Source organism: Draconibacterium halophilum (assembly GCF_010448835.1).
Classification (GTDB): domain Bacteria; phylum Bacteroidota; class Bacteroidia; order Bacteroidales; family Prolixibacteraceae; genus Draconibacterium; species Draconibacterium halophilum.
The window spans coordinates 1,808,910-1,832,472 of record NZ_CP048409.1; the positions used below are offsets into that span (position 1 = coordinate 1,808,910).

The 23,563-nt window shown below is 39.0% G+C and carries 23 protein-coding genes and 1 tRNA gene; 15 read left to right on the top strand and 9 right to left on the bottom strand.

Annotated elements, in window-relative coordinates:
* The first annotated feature begins 23 nt into the window (after positions 1-23).
* Positions 24-1,136, top strand: a complete 1,113-nt coding sequence (locus G0Q07_RS07280) for a lactonase family protein (RefSeq protein ID WP_163345461.1) — start codon at positions 24-26, stop codon at positions 1,134-1,136.
* A gap of 15 nt (positions 1,137-1,151) precedes the next feature.
* Here G0Q07_RS07280 and folE read toward each other — a convergent pair whose 3' ends face one another.
* Positions 1,152-1,775, bottom strand: coding sequence for a GTP cyclohydrolase I FolE (gene folE / locus G0Q07_RS07285; RefSeq protein ID WP_163345462.1), 624 nt, complete (start codon positions 1,773-1,775; stop codon positions 1,152-1,154).
* 185 nt (positions 1,776-1,960) lie between these two features.
* Here folE and mqnB point away from each other — a divergent pair, with 185 nt between their 5' ends.
* From mqnB to G0Q07_RS07300, 3 genes are all read left to right on the top strand, one after another.
* Complete coding sequence (mqnB, locus tag G0Q07_RS07290) at positions 1,961-2,647, top strand: futalosine hydrolase (RefSeq protein ID WP_163345463.1); 687 nt, start codon at positions 1,961-1,963, stop codon at positions 2,645-2,647.
* A 329-nt stretch (positions 2,648-2,976) separates the two neighbouring features.
* Positions 2,977-3,942 carry an ADP-glyceromanno-heptose 6-epimerase gene (gene rfaD / locus G0Q07_RS07295; RefSeq protein ID WP_163345464.1) on the top strand — a complete coding sequence of 322 codons (966 nt, stop codon included), beginning with the start codon at positions 2,977-2,979 and terminating at the stop codon, positions 3,940-3,942.
* Positions 3,943-3,997: 55 nt separating this feature from the next.
* Positions 3,998-4,675, top strand: coding sequence for a lysoplasmalogenase (locus tag G0Q07_RS07300; RefSeq protein ID WP_163345465.1), 678 nt, complete (start codon positions 3,998-4,000; stop codon positions 4,673-4,675).
* Positions 4,676-4,726: 51 nt separating this feature from the next.
* Here G0Q07_RS07300 and G0Q07_RS07305 read toward each other — a convergent pair whose 3' ends face one another.
* The gene (locus G0Q07_RS07305; protein ID WP_163345466.1) at positions 4,727-5,134 is read right to left on the bottom strand and encodes a hypothetical protein; all 408 of its coding nucleotides are present in this window, start codon (positions 5,132-5,134) and stop codon (positions 4,727-4,729) included.
* The gene (locus G0Q07_RS07310) at positions 5,131-5,697 is read right to left on the bottom strand and encodes an RNA polymerase sigma factor (protein WP_163345467.1); all 567 of its coding nucleotides are present in this window, start codon (positions 5,695-5,697) and stop codon (positions 5,131-5,133) included. The genes G0Q07_RS07305 and G0Q07_RS07310 overlap by 4 nt, the downstream gene beginning before the upstream one ends.
* Before the next feature lie 209 nt (positions 5,698-5,906).
* On the opposite strand from G0Q07_RS07310, the gene G0Q07_RS07315 reads away from it, so the two are divergent.
* Positions 5,907-6,236 (top strand): DUF6249 domain-containing protein, encoded by a 330-nt coding sequence (locus G0Q07_RS07315; RefSeq protein WP_163345468.1) that lies wholly within the window; start codon positions 5,907-5,909, stop codon positions 6,234-6,236.
* A 233-nt stretch (positions 6,237-6,469) separates the two neighbouring features.
* Here G0Q07_RS07315 and G0Q07_RS07320 read toward each other — a convergent pair whose 3' ends face one another.
* Positions 6,470-7,744 (bottom strand): M64 family metallopeptidase, encoded by a 1,275-nt coding sequence (locus G0Q07_RS07320; protein WP_203532694.1) that lies wholly within the window; start codon positions 7,742-7,744, stop codon positions 6,470-6,472.
* Positions 7,745-7,971: 227 nt separating this feature from the next.
* Between G0Q07_RS07320 and G0Q07_RS07325 the strand changes: the two genes are divergently transcribed.
* A complete protein-coding gene (locus G0Q07_RS07325; RefSeq protein WP_246223002.1) occupies positions 7,972-9,288 on the top strand; it encodes a mechanosensitive ion channel family protein in 1,317 nt (438 codons plus the stop codon).
* A gap of 154 nt (positions 9,289-9,442) precedes the next feature.
* Positions 9,443-9,928 carry an Lrp/AsnC family transcriptional regulator gene (locus tag G0Q07_RS07330; RefSeq protein WP_163345469.1) on the top strand — a complete coding sequence of 162 codons (486 nt, stop codon included), beginning with the start codon at positions 9,443-9,445 and terminating at the stop codon, positions 9,926-9,928.
* Positions 9,929-9,982: 54 nt separating this feature from the next.
* Here G0Q07_RS07330 and G0Q07_RS07335 read toward each other — a convergent pair whose 3' ends face one another.
* Positions 9,983-11,311, bottom strand: a complete 1,329-nt coding sequence (locus G0Q07_RS07335; protein ID WP_163345470.1) for an ammonium transporter — start codon at positions 11,309-11,311, stop codon at positions 9,983-9,985.
* Between the two features lie 357 nt (positions 11,312-11,668).
* Here G0Q07_RS07335 and G0Q07_RS07340 point away from each other — a divergent pair, with 357 nt between their 5' ends.
* Complete coding sequence (locus G0Q07_RS07340; RefSeq protein WP_163345471.1) at positions 11,669-12,136, top strand: Lrp/AsnC family transcriptional regulator; 468 nt, start codon at positions 11,669-11,671, stop codon at positions 12,134-12,136.
* Here G0Q07_RS07340 and rlmB read toward each other — a convergent pair.
* The 3 genes from rlmB to G0Q07_RS07355 form a co-directional block, all read right to left on the bottom strand.
* Complete coding sequence (gene rlmB / locus G0Q07_RS07345) at positions 12,127-12,882, bottom strand: 23S rRNA (guanosine(2251)-2'-O)-methyltransferase RlmB (protein ID WP_163345472.1); 756 nt, start codon at positions 12,880-12,882, stop codon at positions 12,127-12,129. The genes G0Q07_RS07340 and rlmB overlap by 10 nt on opposite strands.
* A 12-nt stretch (positions 12,883-12,894) precedes the next feature.
* On the bottom strand, positions 12,895-14,841 hold the full coding sequence (locus G0Q07_RS07350) for an ABC-F family ATP-binding cassette domain-containing protein (protein ID WP_163345473.1): 1,947 nt from the start codon (positions 14,839-14,841) through the stop codon (positions 12,895-12,897).
* Positions 14,842-15,579: 738 nt separating this feature from the next.
* On the bottom strand, positions 15,580-17,820 hold the full coding sequence (locus G0Q07_RS07355) for a nitric-oxide reductase large subunit (protein WP_163345474.1): 2,241 nt from the start codon (positions 17,818-17,820) through the stop codon (positions 15,580-15,582).
* A gap of 106 nt (positions 17,821-17,926) precedes the next feature.
* Here G0Q07_RS07355 and ric point away from each other — a divergent pair, with 106 nt between their 5' ends.
* From ric to G0Q07_RS07380, 5 genes are read left to right on the top strand one after another with little or no spacing between them, the layout of a single operon-like run.
* Positions 17,927-18,655 (top strand): iron-sulfur cluster repair di-iron protein, encoded by a 729-nt coding sequence (gene ric / locus G0Q07_RS07360; protein ID WP_163345475.1) that lies wholly within the window; start codon positions 17,927-17,929, stop codon positions 18,653-18,655.
* 4 nt (positions 18,656-18,659) lie between these two features.
* On the top strand, positions 18,660-19,100 hold the full coding sequence (locus G0Q07_RS07365) for an RrF2 family transcriptional regulator (protein WP_163345476.1): 441 nt from the start codon (positions 18,660-18,662) through the stop codon (positions 19,098-19,100).
* A gap of 54 nt (positions 19,101-19,154) precedes the next feature.
* A complete protein-coding gene (locus tag G0Q07_RS07370) occupies positions 19,155-19,355 on the top strand; it encodes a ferredoxin (RefSeq protein WP_163345477.1) in 201 nt (66 codons plus the stop codon).
* Between the two features lie 3 nt (positions 19,356-19,358).
* The gene (locus tag G0Q07_RS07375) at positions 19,359-20,600 is read left to right on the top strand and encodes a DUF438 domain-containing protein (protein ID WP_163345478.1); all 1,242 of its coding nucleotides are present in this window, start codon (positions 19,359-19,361) and stop codon (positions 20,598-20,600) included.
* Positions 20,601-20,604: 4 nt separating this feature from the next.
* Positions 20,605-21,153: a DUF1858 domain-containing protein gene (locus G0Q07_RS07380; RefSeq protein ID WP_163345479.1), complete on the top strand. Its 549-nt coding sequence runs from the start codon at positions 20,605-20,607 to the stop codon at positions 21,151-21,153.
* Positions 21,154-21,358: 205 nt separating this feature from the next.
* Here the strand turns inward: G0Q07_RS07380 and G0Q07_RS07385 are convergent.
* A tRNA-Met gene (locus G0Q07_RS07385) sits at positions 21,359-21,432 on the bottom strand.
* A 148-nt stretch (positions 21,433-21,580) separates the two neighbouring features.
* Here G0Q07_RS07385 and G0Q07_RS07390 point away from each other — a divergent pair.
* Both G0Q07_RS07390 and G0Q07_RS07395 read left to right on the top strand, forming a co-directional pair.
* Positions 21,581-21,958 carry an START-like domain-containing protein gene (locus G0Q07_RS07390; RefSeq protein ID WP_163345480.1) on the top strand — a complete coding sequence of 126 codons (378 nt, stop codon included), beginning with the start codon at positions 21,581-21,583 and terminating at the stop codon, positions 21,956-21,958.
* A 123-nt stretch (positions 21,959-22,081) separates the two neighbouring features.
* Complete coding sequence (locus tag G0Q07_RS07395) at positions 22,082-23,563, top strand: LptF/LptG family permease (protein ID WP_163345481.1); 1,482 nt, start codon at positions 22,082-22,084, stop codon at positions 23,561-23,563.

Genomic DNA, 23,563 nt, shown 5'->3' on the forward strand with positions numbered 1-23,563 from the left:
TAGTGTTTATTAAAGATACAACTATGTTACGTAATATTTTGTTTAATTGCCTTTTTCTTTTCCTTTTTATAACCGTTGGAAACGCACAGGAAAAGCAACTGTTTTATGTGGGTACCTTTACTGCTGAAGGTGCTGAGGGAATAAATTATTGTAGTTTAAATACTAAAACGGGTGATATTGATTTGCTGACCACCTTTAAGGGAATCGATAACCCATCGTTTTTACGCTTAGGCCCTGAAAAGGAATTTCTGTACGTAGTTTCGCGAACAACTCCTGAAGTAGAGCAATCGGGTGGTTATGTGGTAGCCTATAAACTTGACAAGCGGGGAGGGCTTCACTTTTTAAACAAGCAGATCTCTCACGGAAGTGGGCCGTGTCATGTTGATGTTTCGCCCGACAGAAAATATGTAGCTATAGCAACTTACGGCGGAGGTACAACTTCGATTTATCCGGTAAAAGAAGATGGCAGCCTCGATAAAGCTCTGGCAGTTGTGCACAACACGGGAAAAAGTGTGCATCCTAATCAGGGGCAGCCACATGCGCATTCCATAAAATTCTCAGCAAATGAACCGAGCATTTTTAGTGCAGACCTGGGGACTGATCAATTAAATATTTTTCACTTTCAAGATGGGAATCTGGGGCGTTACGAGCAGGAGTTTGTAAAATTGCCGGCCGGTTCGGGGCCAAGGCATTTTGTTTTTCATCCAACCGAAAATATAATTTATGTAATAAACGAGCTAAACTCAACCATTTCGGCAGTTAAAAAAGAAGGAGATCAGTGGTCGATGTTTCAAAATATTTCAACCTTGCCAAAAGATTTTGATGGAGAAAGTTATTGTGCCGATATTCATCTCTCAAAAGACGGGAAGTATTTGTATGGATCAAACCGCGGGCACAATTCAATAGCTGTTTTTAAGGTAAAAGCCGATCAGGAACTTACATTTTTAGGAACAGTTCCGGTTGAAGGTGACTGGCCACGAAATTTTGGAATAACACCCGATGGGAAATGGATGTTGGTTGCCAATCAGCGTAGTCATAATATTACTGTATTTCAGATTGATCAGGAAACCGGAATGCCAAAATACAGCGATAAGCAAATTGCATTACCGGCTCCGGTTTGTATCGAGTTTTTGTAGATTAGAATTCTAGTTCTAGCTCAGTTTTGTGCTGATTAGTTTGATAAATTCTTCGCGGGTAGCTACTTTTTCAAAAGCACCGACAAAATCAGAAGTAGTAGTTATGGAATGTTGTTTTTGAACACCACGCATTTGCATACATAGGTGCTGGGCTTCAATAACTACAGCAACTCCCAGTGGTTTTAGTGTGTCTTGGATACAGTCTTTTATTTGAGTTGTTAATCGTTCCTGTACCTGCAACCTGCGGGCAAATACATCAACAACACGGGCAATTTTACTTAATCCGGTAATTGTTCCGTTTGGGATGTAGGCAACGTGCGCCTTCCCAATAAACGGAAGCATGTGGTGTTCACACATCGAATAAATCTCTATATCTTTTACAATTACCATTTGGCGGTAGTCTTCTTTAAACATGGCTGATCTTAATATTTCAACAGGATCGATTTCATAGCCCTGTAATAAAAATTGCATGGCTTTGGCTACTCTTTCCGGTGTTTTATTCAGCCCCTCGCGCGATGGATCCTCTCCAACTATTTGCAAAATTTCTTTGTAATGGCTGGAGAGTTGCTCGGTTGCTTGCTCGTTGTAGAGGTCAGTTCGCTGGTATCCGTTCGAGTTGTTATTCTTTAATGAACACATTGTTGTTAGAATTTTAATAGGTACAAAGATTAACTTTTTTTTATAAAATCAGTATGAATGTATATATGGATTTGAAAAAGAGGGAGATTAGAACTTGCTTTTATGCAAGAGTGAAATACAGATATAGTGCTGCATTGGACATTGTTTAAAGGAATATCGGAGACAAAAAATACAAAATTAAATTTATGCAGATTTTGATTGTAGCAGCTACTACAATGGAAATAAAATTGATTGTAGATGAGCTGGAAAAAGTAGAGGAAGAAAGTCATTTTGTAAAAACTTACCGATTTGAAGATTTGAATATTGATATTTTGGTATCAGGTATTGGAAGTTCGTTCGCTACATTTCATTTAACCAACGCACTTCGCGAAAAAAAATATGATGCTGTTATTAATATAGGATTAGCCGGAAGTTTAATCCAGGAGCTTGAAATAGGAGAGGTAGTAAATGTGGTGAGCGAAGAATTTGCTGATCTGGGAATTGAAAAACAACACGAATTTTTAACACTCTTTGAATCGGGACATATTGGTATCAATGATTTTCCGTTTGAAAATGGTTTGTTAAAAGCCAGCAATTCAAATGGCTGGATAAAACTGAAAAAGGTAAAAGGAGTAACCACAAATAAAAGTTACGGGCGCGACACCAGTATAGCCGAAATGCGCGAAAAATTTACAGCCCACGTAGAATCAATGGAAGGAGCTGCTGTTTTTTATGTTTGTAACTGGATGGGCGTAGATTGTTATCAAATACGATCGATCTCAAACTATGTAGAACCCCGCGACTCGGCAAAATGGAATATCCCATTGGCACTTGTACATTTGAAAGATGCTTTGTCAGCCATATTAAAACAGGTGCCGGCACCAGTGGGTTGAAGCAGTTTGCCACAATTTGTCTCGTTTTACTCCAAATCGCTTAAAAGAAATTGAGTTGGAAGTAAGTATTTTTCGATCCCTAATGCTCGTTTTTTCATTTTTTTACTGCGATAAATCACCGTTTATTCACTTTTTATTTAAAAATTAGTCAGCAAAGCAACCAAATTCACTTCAATTGCATCTGTTTATGTGTAATTTTTTGGCTATTGTAAAAAGTTAAATTTATTTTGCCAAGCGTACAATAAAAACCAGGGTGGTTAGTTTGTTATTACAAAGCCACATTTTCAGAAAACAGAGTTTTTTGCTGTACCAAACGAAACCGCGTTAAAATGATAGTTGTAACAGGAGCAGCCGGATTTATCGGAAGTTATTTAGTAGGAAAACTCAACAAAGCAGGATACAAAGATCTGATTCTGGTTGACAAGTTTGATGACCCTTGGAAAGATTTAAATCTTCTGAAAAAAGATTACCGGGAATACATTGATCGGGATGAGTTTTTTAATTGGTTAATTAAAAATGCACAGGATGTCGATTTTATTTTTCATCTGGGGGCACGTACCGATACAGTGGGGCAAGAACCCGAGCTCTATCAGCAATTAAACTTAATTTATTCACAACGCCTCTGGAACATTTGTTCCGAAATTCAGGTACCACTTCTTTACGCTTCATCGGCTGCTACATATGGTAACGGCGAAGATGGTTTTTCGGATGAGCATAGAAAAATTCAGGATCTGCGACCATTAAATCTTTATGGCTGGTCGAAACACGATTTTGATGTGTGGGCGCTTAAGCAGTTTCGTACGCCTCCGTTTTGGTCAGGAATGAAATTCTTTAATGTTTACGGGCCAAACGAATACCACAAAGGCCGTATGGCATCGGTAATATTGCATGCTTATAAAACAATTAAAGAAACCGGACATATGCAGTTGTTCCGTTCGCACCATAAAGCATATAAAGATGGCGAGCAAAGCCGCGATTTTATTTATGTCGAAGATATTGCCGATGTGATGATGTACTTTATGGAGAACCAGGATAACTCAGGTATATATAATGTGGGAACCGGAAAAGCCCGTTCCTTTCTGGATCTTACCAAAGCAGTATTCAGCAGTATGAATAAAACCCCCATGATCTCATTTGTTGATACTCCTGTTGATTTGCGTGGTAGATACCAGTACTTTACCGAGGCCGAAATGCAGAAATTACGCGATGCCGGTTACAAAAAACCTTTTGTTGAATTAGAAGAAGGCGTTAACGAATACGTAAGCAAGTTTCTGCTGGAAGAAGCCTGTTTTTAAGTTTTGGTTTCGTTATTTTCCCGAATAGTTTTAATTTTACCTCAAACAGCGATTGATGAAAAAGATTTTTCTTCACTTTCTTTTTATTGCTATTGTGGCAGCCGATCTAATCGGTGAGTATATGCAGAACCCTCAAATTAATCATATTTCAAAGCCTTTACTTTTAATATGGATTGCCGGTTATTTCTTTTTGCATTCAAAAAATATCGATAAAAGGATTTTGTTATTTGCCGGTACAGCCTTTCTTTTTTCATGGATTGGCGATCTGTTAATGATGTTTGCTGCCGATTTTACCTATTTTGTACTCGGAATTGCATCCTTTCTGGTGGCACAAGTGGTGTATGTATTTTTGTTTCTGCGCACCATTGATATTTCGGGTAAAAAGCCGTTTTTGAAGAAGAAACCGATGTGGCTGACTCCTTATTTGGCTTATGGACTGATTGTTTACATTGTGCTGTTTCCGCAATTGGATTTGGTGTTGCGGATAGCCATTTTTGTGTATATGGTGGCTATTTTAACCATGTCGGCTATGGCGCTAAACCGTTTAGGTAACGGTCATCCCATCAGCTTTAGTCTGGTCTTCGTTGGGTCGTTGTTTTTTGTTTTGTCTGATTCGTTGATTGCTGTCAACCGTTTTCTTGTGGCAATTCCTTACGAGGGTTTGTTTATAATGACAACTTACATTGCTGCTCAGTACTTAATAATGTTGGGATTGTTAAAGCAGTACGAATAAAAAAATCCCGACTTGCCAGCCGGGATTCTCATTCGATATATTTTCAAAGTTTTAAGCGAATACTTTACTGTTTGCACTAATAATTTTATCGATAAAGATAAGTACCGAAATGGCTATCGTAATTCCGGCAATACTTAACGGCAATGTTCCCATTTTGCTGAAAAACGATTCGTAGCCTTCGCTTAATCCTTGACCGGCTTCAGGTAGCAATTGCCCGATTTGGCTGTCGGCTTGCATTCCGGGGGTGTTTACAAGGAAAATGGCTGCAAGTAACACCATAAAAAGAATGGAGATGATCCAGAATCCTTTTCCAAGTATCTTTTCCGATTTAATTCTTTCAAGCACACTATCTTCCTCAAAAATCTTATTCATTACATTCACTGTAAAATCCGAACCGGGTTTTTCCAGTTCTATTTTTTGTAGTAATGCTTTTAATTTTATGTCTTCCAGTTCATTCATAATATAGAGTATAACTCGTCTTTCATTAATTCATTTAAAATAGTATAGAGCTTTTTACGCGCTCTGTAAAGCTTCACTTTTGTATTGCTTTCCGATAGTTTCGTCACTTTGCTGATCTCTTCAATCGATTGTTCTTCGAAATAATACAAAAGTATCAGTGTGTATTCATCTTCCGGTAGTTTTTCCATGGCGGTTTTTATTGCCTGTGCCCTGTTTTCTTCCGGAATGCCATCCAGGTTCATTTCTTCAGTTTCATCGGCTATTTGCACATCGTCGGTCGATGTAAAATGTATTTTCCGTTTTCTGACTTCCGAAATACAATTGTTATAAGTAATTCGGTACATCCAGGTCGAAAATTTTGCAGTGCCTTTGAACGTGTGCAGCGATTTGTAAGCCTTGATAAAACTTTCCTGTGCCATTTCTTCGGCATCTTCACGATTTTTAAGAACTTTCATTGCAATGGAAAAAACGATATCCTGGTATCGTTCAACGATGTACGAAAAGTAATTGGTCTGTCCGGCCTTTACTTTTTCTATATAATAGCTATCGTCTTTTTGCTCCATTTGTCCTTTTGACGTAAATATGATTGGTTGGTTACAAGTTAAAAAGAATAAATTTAATTTGTAGGAAATCGTTTCAGGTTGGCTTATACATATTATTATCTAAGAATAGATTTTATGAATTAAAAAAATACTGAAAAGTTGTAACCGCAGAAACAATGTCGCGTCAAAAGAGCGAAAACAGAAATTAAAACAATTTAAAAATTAATATCATGGAAGGATTATTTGTACCAATCGGTTTTTTTCTGGCAATATTCGCCATTTTGTATGTATACTGGACAACACGCACAAAAGAGCGTTTGGCGCTGGTAGAAAAAGGGCTCGATGCCGGAATATTTAAAGGTGAATGCTCGCAGCTTTCGCTGGTGAAGTGGGGAATCTTTTTAATTGCAGTAGGTTTGGGTGTAGTTGTCGGATTTGCGTTATCAAACATAATGGATGAAGTAGTTGCCTTCTTTACTGCAATCCTGGTTCTTGGAGGAGTTGGCTTAATTGTAGCTTACTTTATAACTTCAAAACTATTAAAAAAGAAAGAGGAATAGAAAAGAGGAGAATACAATAGAAAAGCGGATGAGTTGTTCAACTCATCCGCTTTTCTATTGCCGGAAAACCAAGGTACTTCCTTTCTCCGGTTTTTTGTGGAGGTAATTCGTGACGTTTTTTTTTAGTCTCTAATTTTGTGGAGATGAAACCTGAGCATTTGTTTACTTCTCCAAAATTTTGAAAACGAAAATTGACGGCTTATTTTCTTCACCGCAGTTTTGGAAATACAGTATTATTCCGAATAAAATCGAATCACTTTCCGAATAGCTTCCTGGCAAACCGGACAAAAACCTTCGGCTTCGTTGGTATGCATGCGGCAATCGATATGCGGACTGTAGATTCCTTCGGCCATATAACCGCCTCCTTCGTAAACCCCAACGGTATTTTTGTATTTGGCTTTTCGTGGTGTTGGAACCGGAGTGTCTTCATCAATCCTGTTTTTCCACTTCTTATCGAAATCAACCAGAGTGGTAATGTTCGGCTCCCAGGGCTCAATTTCAAGGTTGTAGAAATCTTCGTAAGCTACGGCCGAGTTGTAATATTCATCGCCCAATCCGCCAAAACCGTGGCCAAATTCGTGCACAATAATTTTTGGTGTCAGTTCATTGTCGGCAGTGCAAACGGTAACAAAATTGTAAAATCCGCCGCCGCCGTATCGCTCGGTATTTACCAACACATAAATCTGATCGAAAGGAACACTAGCTGCTGCATCATAAACCTTTTCCATGTCGCTTGTTGTTAGATAGCGCGGCAAATCAAAAGTGTAATAACTGGTGTTAAAATAAGTGTTCTTATAAATGTGTTCACCCGGAACGTCGGTTCCCGAATCTTCCGAAACGGCAAATACGGCACGCACATTAAAGTTGGCTTTCTCCGATTTAAAAGGTTCGGTATCGAATAAAAAACCAGAAACTTTTTCCGCGTCAGCATAAAAAGCTTTCATTTCGGCAGCGGTGTAACCTTCGGCCAAAATGGCGATATCTACCTTTTTTGCCGGATCGCCGTTGTTAACAATGTCCTTTGTTTTAAAACCGGGCGTTTCTTCCTTTAAAATAAAATAGTCTTTCGGGTCGATATCGGTAGTGTAAATTGTTTTAAACGTTCCGTCCCATTGGCGGGCATCAATTTCCAAGCGTACATCGTTTTTCGGAAATGGGAAAAGTGCTGCCTGGTAAAATGTTTTATTGTTTGTTTTGGCATCGGCAGTGGTTTGCCATTCCTGAAAAAGGGTGCTAAATCCTTTGCTGTATATTAGCTCGTCGGTTTTCAGATCGAAAACCCGGTAGCGGTAACTTCCATAGTTAAACACGTCGATGAGGTTTGTTTTCGATCCGCCCCAAAACGGCTCTTGTTTCATTTGCTGCGGATACACCACTACTTCCCTGCTATTGCCGCCCAGTAGAAAATCGAAGCGGAAAGTCTGATCTTTAAAATAGGTATTGAACCTGGGCTGTGCAAAAGTAAAAAAGGGGAGTATTAAGAGAATAAAAGCAAACTTCAACTTCATTTTATGTTCATTTATTATTTTTGGATGAAAATAAGGAATCAGTAAGAGACAAAGTATGACTTATGCATTAACTTTTCTATAAACAATTTTAAGTTGCTAATTTTATTCAATTCGCACAAGCCAGGGAGGTTTTTATTCTCAACTATTAATAATAAATTGCCGGAAGTATTACTAGAAAGGTTAACATTGGGGTCTTTTAAAATAAACCAGAAAACAATCTTTGATATATGAAAATCATTTACAGCTATTTGCTTGAACAAATCCGGGAGATCGGGACAATGGATTTTTTGGCAAAACCCTTAGCCGCATTAATCTGTATAATGCTTATTGTTTTTGTGGCTTGGTTGGCCCATTTTATTACCCGGAAGATCTTTTTGGTGATTGTACAACGTATTGCCCGCCGTACAAAAACACACTGGGATGATATATTAGTTGAAAACAGGGTTTTTAAGGGGCTGGCACATTTGGTTCCTGCATTTATCTTGTTTTACACCGCCGATTTTTCTTATCCGAACATTCATCAGGAAGTGGGTGAACTTGCCCCGGAGGTTTATAAGTCACTGTCGCAAGATTATTATTGGGGACTTGCTGATTTGTTGTTGAAAATATCGCGCATTTACTTTATCTCAATTATTGTTTTTGTTGCAGGTTCTTCACTAAATGCCGGATTACAGATATATAATACAACCGAATTTGCACATAGTCGCCCGATAAAGGGTTACGTTCAGTTGTTGAAAATCTTTGTGTTTTTTATGGCAGGCATCCTGCTTATTGCTGTTTTGCTTGGAAAAGACCCAACTGCATTGCTGGCAGGATTGGGAGCAATTGCCGCAGTTCTGCTTTTGGTTTTTCGCGATACGATACTTGGTTTTGTTGCTTCCATTCAGTTGTCGGCAAATGATATGGTGAAAATTGGCGACTGGATTCAAATGGAAGCTCACAATGCCGATGGTACGGTTATCGATATTTCTTTAAATACAGTGAAAGTTCAGAATTGGGATAAAACCATTACTACCGTTCCAACATATGCTTTGGTTTCCGAATCATTTTTTAACTGGAAAGGCATGGAAGAATCGGGTGGTCGGCGTATAAAACGTTCGGTTTCCATTGATACCAACACCATTAGATTTTGCGATACAGCGATGTTGAGTCGCTTCGAAAAGTTCGATTTGATACGGGGGTATGTTCAGGAAAAGGAAAGAGAACTGAAAGAATATAACAAAGGGAAAAATCTTGCGGAAGAGGATTATATTAGTGGGCGCCATCAGACCAATATTGGTATTTTTAGAAAATACCTGGAAGTGTATTTGCGTCAGCATCCAAAGGTGAAACAAGATCTAACTTTTTTAATCCGCCAGCTGCAACCAATTGGTAAAGGGTTGCCTATCGAAATATACGTATTTAGCAACGATCAGGAATGGGCCAATTATGAAACCATTCAGGCCGATATTTTCGATCATATATTTGCTGTTATTCCTGAGTTTGAACTGCGGGTTTTTCAAGAGCCTTCCGGTGCTGATATTGAAAAGATTACACTTCGTTAATTGTTAATGCAAGTGTTTAGTTTTTATCAAGTTGAAAAAATCTTGTGCTTACAATTCGTAAGTAATTATATGTTTTAAAGCATCTGAGATTAGTGATTGTGAATTTTATCTACATTTGTGCTATAATTTGAAACTAACTCAGAATATTTGAAACATGAAGTCGAATGATTTTTTAGAGGAGAAAGCAGCCGATATTGATGAGCTGGATGAAAAGATATTAAAGCTGATTACTAAAAATGCCCGAATACCTTTTCTTGAAGTTGCCCGTGAATGTGGTGTTTCTGGTGCAGCTATTCATCAGCGTGTTCAGCGCTTATTAAATATTGGTGTTGTACATGGAAGTGAGTTTGTGGTTAGTCCGCAAAAATTAGGTTACAATACCTGCGCATATATGGGAATATATCTTGATAAGGCAAGGTTTCATACACAGGTTGCCGAAGCCTTAAGAAATATTCCGGAAGTTGTTGAGTGTCATTACACAACAGGTGCTTATGCTATTTTTGTTAAAATACAAACAAAAACAAACAAGCATTTAAAACGCCTGATCGATGAGCAACTTCAGGATATTGAGGGAATTGCCCGCACTGAAACATTTATTTCTTTGGAAATGGATTTTAAACGACAAGTACCTATTAAATAAAAAAAAGGCCGGTTTTAACCGGCCTTTTTTTATTTAATGCTTGACGTATTTTTTTTAATCTTCCAGGTAGGCAAAATTGTATGATTCATCGTGTTGGCTAATATCCAAACCCACCTTCTCTCCATTGGGTGAGATTCGCATCGGAACAATCATGTCTGTAATTTTATACATTAACATTGAGCCACCAAATGTGAAAATTCCCACAATAACCAGTGCCAGTAAATGATAAAGGAAAGTTGTGATTTCTCCGTGAATCAATCCAACTTCATTTGCAAATACAGCGGTAAATAACATCCCTGTAATACCTCCCATTCCGTGAGCAGGGAATACATCCAAAGTATCGTCCAGTTTCGATTTTGTTCGAAGAGTGATAGCGTAGTTACTAATTATAGCCGCAATTACACCAATAAATATACTCGATCCAACATTTACAAATCCGGCAGCTGGTGTAATGGCAACCAAACCTACAACAAGTCCGATTGCAGCACCAACCGCTGATGGTTTTTTACCTTGAGCAGCGTCGAAGAATATCCAGGTTAACATAGCAGCTGCCGATGCTGTATTGGTGTTTACCAAAGCTGCTGCAGCAACAGAATCGGCTGCCAAAGCAGAACCTGCATTAAAACCAAACCAACCAAACCAGAGCATGCCTGCACCCAATAAAATGTATGGAATATTTGCCGGCTTAATTTCTTTGTTGGCATCTTTTCTTCTTCCGAGAAAAATGGCACCTGCCAAAGCCGCAAAACCTGCCGACATATGTACAACTGTGCCTCCGGCAAAGTCGAGAACTCCCCAGTTACGCAAGAATCCGTTTGGATGCCAGGTCCAGTGTGCCAGCGGTGCATAAATAAATAAAATAAAGAGCACCATAAACAACATGTAGGCTCTGAAACGTACTCTTCCGGCAAACGATCCGGTAATAAGAGCAGGAGTTATGATCGCAAATTTTAGCTGGAACATTGCAAATACTGCAAATGGAAACGTTGGCGCAAAATCGGGATGAGTACCACCTCCAACACCTTGGAACATAAAATAGGTGAACGGATTACCAAATAACCCAAAACCTTCAGCTCCAATACTCTCGCCAAAGGCAATGCTAAAACCAACTACAACCCACAGCACGCTTACAATGCCCATGGCAATATAACTTTGCAGCATGGTGGAAATAATGTTTCTTGACTGGGTCATTCCTCCATAGAAAAAAGCAAGGCCCGGGGTCATTAATAATACCAATCCCGTTGCGGTTAACATCCAGGCGGTATCTCCGGCGTCAAGGTTAGAAGTGTCTATCTCTCCGGCTCCGGAAGGCATAATCACTCCCAGAGCGGCTACAATTACCAATAAGGCCAGAATAAACCACCAACTCGTTGAATTCTTCATGTCTATAATTTTTAAGGTTACTTTTTAAGTCCGTTCAACACATAACAACTCAAAATTTCGTATTGAAATTGAGTGGTTTTTAAGTGCTGAATGAAAGCTATCTAATACTGTCTTCGATTTTTATTGCTGTCTGTTTTTATAAAAATCCGGGATAAAAGTATTAAATCACATTGAAATTAGCATTGAATGTAGAATAATGAAAGATAAATGTGTTATAAATTAACAAACTGATAATATTTTTTCGGCTTTTGAAAGTCTGGGCAACTTTGTTTTAATTTTGTTACTATATTGTGTTTACGCTCACTTTACTTTGAAATAATGTTAGATTTTTGATACTTTTGTGGAAAATTGTTAAAGATGACTTTGAGGAATAATTTAGACGACTGGGATTTAAAAATTCTGGATATAATTACAAAGAACGCAAGAATACCTTTTAAAGATGTTGCAAAAGAAGTGGGAATCTCACGTGCAGCAGTACATCAACGAGTAAACCGAATGGTTGATTTGGAAGTGATTGTTGGATCCGGCTATCACATCAATCCCAAAAAGGTTGATTTTAAAACCTGCACCTACATTGGTATTTTCCTCGAAAAGGGAGGGTTGTTCAGCGAGGTTGTAAAAGGGCTGGAAGAAATTTCTGAGATAGTAGAGTGTCATTACACCACAGGTGCCTATGCCATTTTTGTTAAGGTTTATGCCAAGGATAATGAGCACCTAAAAAATATCTTAAGCGGAAAAATCCAAAAAATTCAAGGTGTTGCCAGTACCGAGACTTTTATTTCTCTGGAAGAGTCATTTAAACGAACGATTCCTGTTCATGCCTGATTTCGTTGTCTGACTGCTTCGAAAACCATTAAAGCAGCAGATACCGAAACATTTAAAGATTCGATCTGTCCCAGGATTGGGATTTTTAATTGTTCATCGGCAAGTTTCAGAATCTGGGCAGAAACACCCGTGTCTTCTGATCCCATAACAATGGCTAGTGGCGATTTCATATCGGCATTGCTGTAAAGTGTGTCGCCTTTTTCGGTGGCTGCAACAATCTTAATGCCCGAGTCTTTCAGAAAACGAACAGAGTTATAAAGGTTATTTGTTTTGCAGATGGGGATGTTGTGAATGGCTCCTGCCGATGTTTTTACCGCATCGGCACCAATTCGTGCCATACCTTTTTCAGGGATAATAATAGCCTGAACACCGGCGCATTCTGCCGAGCGGGTAATAGCTCCGAAGTTGCGTACATCAGTTATCTGATCTAAAACAAGAAGAAGTGGAGTTAAGCCTTTTTCGTAAATTCCCGGAATTACAGTTTCAATATTATCAAATTCGATGGGCGAAATAAAGGCCAGAACACCTTGGTGGTTTTTTCGTGTAACACGGTTAATCTTCTCGATTGGAACGTACTGAACGCCAATTTCATTTTCTTTTATCAATTGCTGAAGTTCTGCAATCAACTCGTTCCGCAAACCCTTTTTTATCAGTACTTTGTCGATAGTTTTGCCTTTTTTTATAGCCTCTATTACTGCTCTTGTTCCAAACAGAAAATCATCGGTGGTTATTCCTTTTTGTCTCATTTAATTTTGAATTTACCAGGTTTTTTTTGCTTTCCAGTTTTCCAGTTCTTCGTGGGCATTTTCCCAGTTAAGCATACTTTTTTCCAGGTGCGATTTTAATTGCTCGTACTGCTCAAAAACCGAATGGCTGTCAATATTTTCCGGGTTGGCAAGCAGTTTATCCATTTCTTCTATTTCATTTTCCTGTTTTGCAATCTCTTCCTCGGTTTGGGTTACACTTTTTTCCAGCCGCGAAATAGTGCGGTTTATCTCTTTCTTTTCTTCAAACGAAAGCTCGTCTTTTTGTTTTTCCGAAGTTACAACTTTTCTGGCTTTTGCATTTTGCTTCTTGCCTTCTAATTCTTTCATCGACTCCATTTTCTTTCTGTAAAGAAAATCGAAGATGCCACCCAGGTGTTGTTTTGCCTTTTTATTTCTGAACTCGTAAATGCAGTTCACCAGTCCATCAAGAAAATCACGATCGTGAGAAACAATAAGTACTGTTCCCGAGAAGTTTGCCAATGCATTTTTTAAAATCTCTTTCGAGCGCATGTCGAGGTGGTTGGTTGGCTCGTCGAGAATAAGGAAGTTAACCGGCTCCAACATTAATCGTATCATAGCCAGGCGCGACTTCTCACCACCACTCAGTACTTTTACTTTTTTATCGATGTCTTCGCCGCGGAATAAAAATGAAGCAAGAATATCCCTGATCTTTGTTCGGATATCGCCCACGGCAATTTCGTCTATAGTTTCAAAAACCGTTAGATCTTCTTTTAATAGTTGCGCCTGATTTTGGGCAAAATAGCCGATTTTAACATTGTGCCCCAGTTTGATTGTACCATCGTGTTCCAGCTCGTTCATAATAATCCGGGCCAGTGTTGTCTTTCCTTCTCCGTTTCGGCCCACAAATGCTATTTTCTCTCCATTCTCAATGGTAAGGTCGATGTCGTCGAGCACATGAAGTGAATCGTAATATTTACTAATGTTTTTGGCTTCAACCACAACACGTCCCGAGCGTGGTGCCGGAGGGAAGTTAATTTTTAGTGCTGAATTATCTTCTTCCTCAATTTCCAGCCGATCCAGTTTTTCAAGTTGTTTTACCCTTGATTGTACCTGCACTGCTTTTGATGCTTTGTACCTAAAGCGTTCAATAAAACGCTCGGTTTCCTCAATCAGTTTTTGCTGATTGTTGTAGGCGGCCAAATTGATTTCACGCTGTTCGGCTTTCCAGTCAATGAATTTAGAATAATTCATTTTTTGATCGGTAATTTTCCCCAAAGAAATTTCTATCGTGCGGTTACAAACAGCATCCAGAAAAGCTTTGTCGTGCGATACCAGAATAACCGCACCACTATATGTTTTCAGGAAATCTTCCAACCACTGGATCGACTCAATGTCGAGGTGGTTGGTGGGTTCATCCAGTAAAAAAACATCGGGCTTTTTTAGAAGCAGTTTTGCCAGTTCAACGCGCATTCGCCAACCGCCACTAAATTCCGAGGTCATTCGCTCAAAATCAGTTCTTTCGAAACCAAGTCCGAGAAGTGTTTGTTCCAGTTCCGCTTCGTAGTTGTCGCCACCTAAAAGTTGGTAGCGTTCGTTGAATTCGGTGACCTGGTCGAGTTTCTTCAGATAATCATTCGAGTGGTAATCTTCGCTTTCGGCAATCTCCTGATTTAAACCGGCTATTTTTTTTTCAATAGTTAAAAGTTCCTCAAAAGCCTGTGTAACTTCATTTTTAAGGGTGCGTGTATCCGAAACTTTCATTTGCTGTGGTAAATAACCAATGCTTGTTTCTTTCGGAACAGCCAGCACTCCGGAAGTTGGCGTTTCAGTGCCTGTAATAATTTTTAGCAAGGTGCTTTTTCCGGCTCCGTTTTTACCAATCAGTCCAATACGGTCTTTCGGGTTCACGAGGAAGCTGATTTCTTTAAACAGTTCGAAACCGCCAAAACTGAGATTTATTTTATCTATCGAGATCATTCTTTACAAAAATTGCCCAAAGATAATTAATTCGTACAGACGGGGCAGTGCAAAACGGAAGTGAGATTTTTGATTTTGATTTGTATGGCCGATCAACTTTGTTTTTCGATGCGAGATAACACTTATTGTGGTTTGATAAATAGGTGGTTAGGGTTGTTTTTTCGACTAACTGTGCTTAAAAAAGAGTGTTGATATTCTGGCAAATGGGAAGAAATAAAGTCAACGAAATAATTAAAATACTAAATAACACCATTTGGTATTTAAATATTTTGTAACTTGTTAGTAGTAAATTTTAAAAGATAAATTATAAGGGTAGAACTCTGTATCTTGATTGGTTTATGTTTAGGGGTTTGTATAATTATCAATCATCTTCCAAAAAGCGTCCATAAGTGTTCTACCCTTTTCTTTCCTCTACTACCTAAATAAACATATTTTTTTAATCTTCTGTAGCAGAAATTAGTGGGTACGAAAGTGTACGTGCTACATTTGAGGGCATAACCTCCATTTAATGTGCGATTTGCCACATTGGAGTCGTTCGAGTTATTAAATAAAGGAAACTATCTTATAACCATTCAATCAAGTTGTTCCGATTTGAGTGGATATAACCACAATGTTTTTTAGATTATCGGTCATGAATCATAACATACGAATTACGAGTTAAAAATTGTTTTATGCCAATTGATTTACAAAAATCGACTTCAAAAAAAAGCCGGGAATAAATCCCGGCTTCAATATTCTCTACTTTTTGATCGACCATCCTGTTTTTAATCCAAAAACAAACCAGCCCAGATAGAGGGCACCTACAGCAAAAATTGTATCGCCAATTGCTCGTAGCCAGCGTATTGTTTCCAAAGTTGGGCTTTCTAAAAATTCTGCCGACCGCGCATACCAAAGACCGTGTTTTACGCTGGCAACTGTTTGTGCCAGGCCAACAGGCAGAACGCTAAGTACAACCATTAGCAAGAGGCCGATATTCATCATCCAAAATGCATTGCGTATTGTTTTTTCTTTCCAAACTGTATTTAAATCCATATCTCGTAAAACAAAAAGCATGAGTCCGATTCCCAGCATTCCGTATACTCCAAATAAAGCAGTATGACCATGAACCGGAGTGGTGTTTAGCCCCTGCATGTAATACAAAGCAATTGGTGGATTGATTAAAAATCCAAAGATTCCGGCACCCAGAAAATTCCAAAATGCTACTGAAACAAAGAAGTATATGGGCCATTTGTAGGCGGTCACCCATTCTTTAGCTTGGCTCATTCGTATGTTATGATAGGCTTCAAAGCCCATTAATACCAGTGGAACTACTTCGAGTGCACTAAACGATGCTCCAAGAGCGAGTACTGCAGTTGGAGTACCCGTAAAGTACAGGTGGTGGAAAGTTCCGACAATACCACCCGACAAAAATATAATGGTAGAAAACAGCACACTTGATGTTGCAATTTTTGTCTGAATCAGCTGCATTCGCACAAACAGGAAGGCAATTGCAACTGTGGCAAAAACTTCAAAAAATCCTTCTACCCAAAGGTGAACAACCCACCAACGCCAATATTCGGCAATAGCAAGGTGGGTCTGTCGTCCCCACATTAAGCCTGCTGCATAAAACGCAGCAATAGCAACAGATGCGATTAAGAACATGGTTAGCAAATGTCTATTTTCATTCTTGGCTTTTATAGCCGGCCAAATTGCGCGCCCCATTAAAAATAACCACAACACCAAGCCAATAAGAAGGAAGATCTGCCAGAACCTGCCCAGGTCAACATATTCGTAACCCTGATGGCCGAACCAGAAATTTTCTACGAGTCCCAGCTTCTGCATAACTCCCATCCATTGTCCGGCAAGCGAACCAACAACAATAATCAGCAAGGCGATAAACAAAAAGTTTACACCAAAACGCTGGAACTTTGGTTCTTTTTCTGAAATAGCAGGCGCAATAAAAAGTCCGGTGGCCAGCCACGACGTTGCTATCCAAAATATAGCCAGTTGTATGTGCCAGGTTCTTGAAATAGAATAGGGGAGAACATCGGCCAGGGGTAAGCCATAAAACCCCAGACCCTCAACTCCATAATGTGCCGTTATTACTCCCATAAAAATTTGTACAAGAATAAGTGCTGTCACCACCCAAAAGTATTTTAAGGTTGCCTTCATCGATGGCGTGAGTTTGGTCCCTGATAGAGGATTTACCTTAGGGATATTATGATTGGCCTCTTCTTCTCGATTAGTGGCATAATACCAGCCCAGTAGTCCGATTCCGAAAAGTAAAATAATTACACTAAATCCTGTCCACAAAAGCAAGGCTCCTGTTGGTTCATTCCCGACTAGTTTTTCTGGAGGCCAGTTATTGGTGTAGGTGATATCTTTCCCGGGGCGTTCGGTAACTGTAGCCCAGCTTGCCCAGAAGAAAAAAGCATTCATTTTATCCATCCGTGCTTTTCCTTTTATCGAATTGGCCGGAATGGCATAGGCTTCTCTAAAATGTGCCTGTTCGGGATCGTTCATGAACAAGCCAGAGTAATGCGCACTGTTACTTTTAATAGCTTGGGCCCGAACTTTTGAAATAACAACACTTTCCGAAGCTTGGTCGTAGGTGTTTTTTCTTAGTTCGTTCTGTAAGCGTTTTTGTAGAAGTGCCTGTTTTTCGTCTTGCAGATCATCGTAAGACTGCGAAAACTCGGCCAGCGACCAGGTATCTAAAATGAAGAGGGCTTCTTTATGTAACCAGTCGGCTGTCCAATCGGGGGCTTTATATGCACCATGTCCCCAAATCGTTCCAACTTCCTGTCCACCCATTGATTGCCATACATTCTGTCCATCTTTAATATCAGCCGAGGTAAATACAACTGTACCATCTGGCGTAATTACTTTTTCAGGAATGGGAGGTGCTTGTCGGTAGATTTCCCTGCCAAAATAACCAAGTATTCCAAACGAAATTACCATGACAAGGATAAAACCGATCCAAAGTTTTTTTGAATTCATATATCTTGATTTAATGTTTGTTATTACAAATGTATAATAAAATTATAAAAAGACCCGGTTGTCCTTTTATGGAATATTCTTATCTTTGACAAAAAAATTAATAGCTATGGAAATAAGAAAAGAATTAACCGTAGGACAGATTGTAAAAGAGAATTACAAAACAGCTCAGATATTCGATCGGAACAACATCGATTTTTGTTGTGGAGGCGGTATCAGTCTTGAAAAAGCCTGTGAACAAGCAAATGTCAATATTGATTCGCTGTTACCCGAATTGGAAGCTACAGTGCAGGCAAACGACCCTGATTCAAGATACATTGACGCGATGGAATTGAACGAATTGTGCGATTACATCGAGAAAAGACATCACTCCTATGTTCGTGAAACTATTCCTTTTTTGGAGGCCAAGCTCAATAAACTTTGTGACGTGCATGGCGAAAATCACCCGGAACTTTTTAAGGTTCGTGAATTGTTTGAAACGGCAGCAGGTAACCTTACAGCACATATGCAAAAAGAAGAGTTGGTACTATTTCCATATATTAGGCGTTTAGTCAATTTTAAAAATGGTACCACTTCCAATACGGCTGAATTTGGTGGAATTGATGCACCCATACAAGCTATGCTGGACGAGCACCAGGCGGAAGGCGAACGATTTTTTGAAATTGCCGAATTAACATCTAATTATACCTGTCCGTCAGATGGTTGTAATACTTATCGCATTACTTATCAGACCTTAAATGATTTTGAGCAGGATTTACACCGACATATTCATTTAGAGAACAACATTTTATTTTTGAAAGCATTAGCTTTGGAGAAAGAAATTATTTCGAAAAAATAAGCTTATGTTGGCTAAAAGTACTGAATATGCAATTCGCTCGCTGGTTTTTGTTCAGCTCAGAAACTGGGAAGGGAAACGACCGGGTGTTATAGAAATTGCAAAAGAAATTGAAGCGCCGTCAGCGTTTTCAGCAAAAATACTACAAACACTAACCCGGCACCGGTTACTTGATTCGGCTAAAGGCCGGGGAGGTGGATTTTTTTTTAACAGCGAACAGAAAGAATTGACGCTGTACCAGGTAATTCATGTACTGGAGGGCGATGCCTGTTTTCATCGATGTGGGTTTGGGTTAAAATCATGTAACAATGATAATCCGTGTCCGTTACATGAACAGTATAAGGAGGTACGCGATAAATTTTTCGATATCGTTAAGGAAGAAACTATTCAAGCCCTGTCGGAGAAAATCAGAAAAGGTGAAGCTGTTTTAAACAGAGGGATTGTTTAAAAAGTTTTTTTGTCTACTAAATCTGACTTGATTCACTGTTAAAAGAATGTTTGGGTGGCGATTAAAAGAGTATGGAGAGACGACAGTATAAACACCTGCATTGCCTGTAAGATGTGCAATCTTTTTGCGCCGCGGGTATTTAAAGTATTTGATAAAATGATTGTGGTGCCCGGGCTTGATTACCATTTATACGAACATGAAATAAAAGAGGCGGCGGAGAATTGCCCGGTACAAATTATAAAATTTGAGGAGTAGGTTATGAGTGAACTAATTAACAATTCGAAATACAGAAAGGAACAATTAAAGCAGTTGATTTTAAAACTGCATGAGGGAGAATCTGCAGAAAGTGTGCGGAAAGAGTTAATTGAATCGTTAAAAAACATCCCATACGGCGAGGTGGTGGAAGTAGAGCAGGAATTAATGCAGGAAGGCTTGCCCGAGGAGGAAGTGCTGAAACTTTGCGATGTTCATGGTTCAGTGCTCGAAGGGAATGTAGATTTGTCAGGGGCAAAGACTATTCCTGAAGGACATCCGGTTGATGTGTTTCAACACGAGAATGTTGAATTACGAAAAGTGGCTGAACAGGCAAAACAACAGCTTAATCAATTGCCAGATGTGAGCGAAGAAGATTTCAAAAACTATGTGCTGAATCTGGAGAGTCTTTTTAATCAGTTAATGGACGTTGATAAGCACTATCAGCGAAAAGAGTATTTAGTATTTCCTTATCTCGAGAAAAATGAAATTACCGGACCACCAAAAGTAATGTGGGGTAAACACGACGAAATCAGGGATCAGCTGAAAGCATGTATTGGCATTCTGAAAACACCGGGCCTTAAACCTGAAGATCTGTTTGATTCACTCGAACTGTTGTTTTATGTAGCTATCCAGGGTTTGGTTGATATGATTCAGAAAGAAGAAGAAATTTTATTCCCAATGGCTATGGATGTGCTAACTACTGAAGATTGGTGGAATATTCACAAGCAAACATTAGAATATGGATTTGCACTTTACGATCCAAAAGCAGATTGGAAGCCTGAGGGATTTACCGAAGAAGAAACCGAAAGTGACATTAATTCCGACGGAAACATTCAACTATCTTCAGGCAGTTTTTCGGCAGCGGAAATAAAAGCCATTCTGAATTCCGTTCCATTCGATATGACTTTTGTAGATAAAAACGACAAGGTGAAATATTTTACCCAGGGAAAAGAACGGATATTTGCCCGCAGCCGCTCCATAATCAATCGCGATGTGCGTTTGTGCCACCCGCCGGGGAGTACGCATATTGTTGAAAAGATACTGGAAGATTTTAAGTCGGGAAAAGCTTCACATGCACCTTTTTGGATACAAATGAAAGGTAAATTTATTAAAATTGAATATTATGCGCTTCGTGATGAACAAGGAGAATACATGGGGACTTTGGAGGTTTCGCAAGACTTGACAGAGAACCGAAATCTTGAAGGCGAACGCAGGATTTTGTCATATACTGATGATAAAGAATAAAATAATGAACAAACTGATCATTACACCTAAAACAAAAATATACGACCTGCTGGAGGCCTATCCACAGCTCGAAGATGTGTTAATCAGTGCAGCACCGCCTTTTAAAAAGTTGAAAAATCCGGTGTTACGCAAGACCATTACAAAAATCACCACGTTGAATCAGGCAGCAACAATCGGCGGACTGAAAGTGGAAGAGCTAATTAATAAATTAAGAAGCCAGGTTGGCCAAACCAATATTGATGGTGTAGGCGATGAAACTGAAAATTACACCACTGAAAAACCGGCTTGGTTTGAAGAGCGCAATATTGCGGAAACCATTGATATCCGTGAAATGCTGAATGCCGGAGAACAGCCTGTTCATGAAGTAATGTCGGCCATTAAAAAATTGAATGAGAATGAAATACTTCAAGTGATTGCACCTTTTATTCCGGCTCCGCTAATCGATAAATCGTTGAGCATGAGTTACAGGCACTGGCTGAATAAAAAAGACAGTGAAGAATATCGGGTGTTTTTTATCAAGAAAAATAGTAACACGTTGGGATTCAAAAACTGAATGAGAAGAGGTTGTCAAAATTGGCTTCAAGAATTGCAGTTCAAACTTAATTTTCAACCCCAAACTGATTCAATGATTATTGCTTTGTTTAGCAGGGCGATTACTGGTAAAAGCTGTGAATTTACACTACATTATATGTGTAATATTTGTTTCACCTAAAAAGAAAAAGGAGCCCGGTAATTACCAGACTCCTAGTGTTTTTAAGTAGCGAGAGGCGGGCTTGAACCGCCGACCTCGTGATTATGAATCACGCGCTCTAACCAGCTGAGCTACCTCGCCATTTGTTTTCCAAAAATGCGGTGCAAATATAGTATTTATTTTTATTTCGAGTAACCATTTCTGCAAAATTTCAAATTATCTTTATTCCTGTGTTTTTAACCAGTTGTAAGTTACGTTCTTATTAATTATATTGCCAAAAATCAAACATATGACTAGTAAAGTTAAGATTAACCTGGAATACATTGTTAACTGTTCTCCCAAAGTGCTCTATAACAGACTAAATACGGCCTCGGGATTAACAGAGTGGTTTGCCGATGATGTGCGTGTAAGAGGAAAACATTATACTTTTATATGGGAAGGATCGGAGCAAACCGCGGAGATGACTTTGCACAAAGAAAATCGTTTGGTTAGGTTTAGCTGGGTTGATGAAGAAGAAACTTACTTCGAATTTAAGATAACACGGGATGAACTTACCAGTGATGTTTCTCTTTTGATTACAGATTTTGCTGATGAAGATGAAATCGATGAAACACGAGGTTTATGGGATTCGCAAATTGCTGAATTAAAACATGTATTAGGTTCATAAGTCGTTTATTCCCAATTATTGAAAGCCGTATTCCGGTGTCAATAACGTTTCTTAACCTTTTTTACTTTACTAATTCCTAAAATAACTTAGTTTTGTAAGCGTTTCCAGAATGAAAGAATGTACATGAAACGTCTACACCTTTTTGTTATAAAATCTTTTTTAGGTCCATTTTTTATGACCTTTTTTATTGTGCTTTTCGTGCTGCTTATGCAGTTCCTGTGGAAGTATGTAGACGATCTGGTGGGCAAGGGGCTCGATTTTAAAGTATTGGGCGAAATGATGTTTTATGCATCCTTTGCTTTACTTCCACTGGCTTTTCCACTGGCAATGCTGTTGGCATCAATTATGACCTTTGGTGCATTGGGCGAAAATTACGAGTTAGTTGCGATGAAAGCTTCAGGAATTTCACTTTTCCGAATTATGAAGCCATTAATCGTTATTGCCGTGCTTATTACCGGAACCGCCTTCTATTTCTCCAATAATATTCTCCCTAAAACTAATCTGAAATTTTCAACACTTCTGTACAGTGTTAAGAAGCAAAGGCCCGAGCTGGTTTTGCAAGAAGGTGTTTTTACTAACGAAATGGATGGTTACAGTATTAAAGTTGGTCGTAGAGATAACGATACAAAAATGTTATACGATCTGCTGATTTACGACCACACAAAGAATAAACCCAACGAAAGTGTTACCGTAGCCGATTCAGGATTGTTGCGAATAACGGAAGACAAAAAGTACATGGTGCTTAACCTTTATAGCGGAGTAACTTATCAGGAGCAAAAATCGCAGGATCGAACTAAAACGGAAACGTATCCATATCAGCGAAATCGTTTTGAAGAACAGACTATCCGGGTAAAAGTCCGCAATTTTGAATTTAACCGTCGCGATGAAAGTATCTTTAAGAACCAGTATCGGATGCTCACTATCGATCAGTTGGAGACTGCCGATGACAGCTTGACCGATGATTATTACGACCGGTTAAGAAATTACATGATGCAGATTAATATAACCCCAACAATAACGCGAAGAATGTACAACCTTACCGCAAAAGCTGATTCGTTGAAACGTGATATTGTCGATTCAAAAGCCGATTCGATATTCGATTTTGATGCCTATTATAGTGGTCTCGATAAATGGGTGCAGGCCGATATTGCTAAAAGTGCACTCGACCGGGCTCGAAGCAATATGCAACAGATAAATATGTTCCAGGGGCAGCTTTATAGCAAAAAGAAAATGCTGAATAAGTACCGGATGGAGCGCCATCGAAAGTTTACACTATCAATAGCTGTGCTCATCTTCTTTTTTATCGGTGCACCTTTAGGGGCAATTATTCGTAAAGGAGGATTGGGAATGCCAGTGGTGGTATCAATTTTCTTATTCATTTTATATTACATTGTTTCCATGAGTGGAGAAAAGACTGCGCGCGAGGATGTTTGGGCAATGTTTAACGGTATGTGGTTTTCTTCCTATATTTTTCTCCCTGTCGGCGTGTGGTTAAGCTATAAAGCAGCAACCGATTCGGCTATTATGTCGGCCGAAACCTATACGAAGTTTTTTGCCCGTTTGGGGCTAGGAAGGTTTTTCTCAAAAAAGAAATCAAACGATTAA

Bases quoted from the DNA above. Each gene is read 5' to 3' on its own strand.
- mqnB (WP_163345463.1), top strand. From the start codon at position 1,961: ATGCAGATTTTGATTGTAGCAGCTACTACAATGGAAATAAAATTGATT.
- G0Q07_RS07380 (WP_163345479.1), top strand. From the start codon at position 20,605: ATGAACAAACTGATCATTACACCTAAAACAAAAATATACGACCTGCTG.
- G0Q07_RS07320 (WP_203532694.1), bottom strand. From the start codon at position 7,744: ATGAAGTTGAAGTTTGCTTTTATTCTCTTAATACTCCCCTTTTTTACT.
- G0Q07_RS07390 (WP_163345480.1), top strand. From the start codon at position 21,581: ATGACTAGTAAAGTTAAGATTAACCTGGAATACATTGTTAACTGTTCT.
- G0Q07_RS07300 (WP_163345465.1), top strand. From the start codon at position 3,998: ATGAAAAAGATTTTTCTTCACTTTCTTTTTATTGCTATTGTGGCAGCC.
- folE (WP_163345462.1), bottom strand. From the start codon at position 1,775: ATGTGTTCATTAAAGAATAACAACTCGAACGGATACCAGCGAACTGAC.
- G0Q07_RS07315 (WP_163345468.1), top strand. From the start codon at position 5,907: ATGGAAGGATTATTTGTACCAATCGGTTTTTTTCTGGCAATATTCGCC.
- G0Q07_RS07330 (WP_163345469.1), top strand. From the start codon at position 9,443: ATGAAGTCGAATGATTTTTTAGAGGAGAAAGCAGCCGATATTGATGAG.
- G0Q07_RS07325 (WP_246223002.1), top strand. From the start codon at position 7,972: ATGAAAATCATTTACAGCTATTTGCTTGAACAAATCCGGGAGATCGGG.
- G0Q07_RS07355 (WP_163345474.1), bottom strand. From the start codon at position 17,820: ATGAATTCAAAAAAACTTTGGATCGGTTTTATCCTTGTCATGGTAATT.
- ric (WP_163345475.1), top strand. From the start codon at position 17,927: ATGGAAATAAGAAAAGAATTAACCGTAGGACAGATTGTAAAAGAGAAT.
- G0Q07_RS07365 (WP_163345476.1), top strand. From the start codon at position 18,660: ATGTTGGCTAAAAGTACTGAATATGCAATTCGCTCGCTGGTTTTTGTT.
- G0Q07_RS07340 (WP_163345471.1), top strand. From the start codon at position 11,669: ATGACTTTGAGGAATAATTTAGACGACTGGGATTTAAAAATTCTGGAT.
- G0Q07_RS07335 (WP_163345470.1), bottom strand. From the start codon at position 11,311: ATGAAGAATTCAACGAGTTGGTGGTTTATTCTGGCCTTATTGGTAATT.
- G0Q07_RS07375 (WP_163345478.1), top strand. From the start codon at position 19,359: ATGAGTGAACTAATTAACAATTCGAAATACAGAAAGGAACAATTAAAG.
- G0Q07_RS07280 (WP_163345461.1), top strand. From the start codon at position 24: ATGTTACGTAATATTTTGTTTAATTGCCTTTTTCTTTTCCTTTTTATA.
- rfaD (WP_163345464.1), top strand. From the start codon at position 2,977: ATGATAGTTGTAACAGGAGCAGCCGGATTTATCGGAAGTTATTTAGTA.
- G0Q07_RS07310 (WP_163345467.1), bottom strand. From the start codon at position 5,697: ATGGAGCAAAAAGACGATAGCTATTATATAGAAAAAGTAAAGGCCGGA.
- G0Q07_RS07305 (WP_163345466.1), bottom strand. From the start codon at position 5,134: ATGAATGAACTGGAAGACATAAAATTAAAAGCATTACTACAAAAAATA.
- rlmB (WP_163345472.1), bottom strand. From the start codon at position 12,882: ATGAGACAAAAAGGAATAACCACCGATGATTTTCTGTTTGGAACAAGA.
- G0Q07_RS07350 (WP_163345473.1), bottom strand. From the start codon at position 14,841: ATGATCTCGATAGATAAAATAAATCTCAGTTTTGGCGGTTTCGAACTG.
- G0Q07_RS07395 (WP_163345481.1), top strand. From the start codon at position 22,082: ATGAAACGTCTACACCTTTTTGTTATAAAATCTTTTTTAGGTCCATTT.